The sequence below is a fragment of the Paraburkholderia sp. RL18-085-BIA-A genome (assembly GCF_046027075.1).
Classification (GTDB): Bacteria; Pseudomonadota; Gammaproteobacteria; order Burkholderiales; family Burkholderiaceae; genus Paraburkholderia.
On sequence record NZ_JARESU010000709.1, the window covers coordinates 1 to 277 of the forward strand.

The 277-nt window shown below is 62.1% G+C and carries 1 protein-coding gene; it reads left to right on the forward strand.

Translation table 11 applies throughout. The features are described 5' to 3' along the window. Positions 1-277, forward strand: a 277-nt coding sequence (locus P0D89_RS54495) for a transposase (RefSeq protein ID WP_408379939.1), incomplete at both ends; no start/stop codon positions are given.

The window sequence follows — 277 nt, forward strand, 5'->3', positions numbered from 1 at the left end:
TTGGTATCTGAACGTGACGGTCAAGGTGAAGTCTGCCCGGCCCAATGAAGCCAATCGGGATCTGGGCATCGACCTCGGGCTCAAGACCTTTGCCGGCTTCTCGGACGAACGTCTTCCGAATGTCGACGCGCAGCGCTTCTACCGCGACCTCGAGCCCGCGCTCGCCACTGCCCAGCGAGCACGCAAGAAGAGCCGGGTGAAGGCGATCCACGCCAGGATCGCGAACCGCAGGAAGGACTTTCTGCATCAACTCAGCACCCGGCTCGCTCGCGAGTAT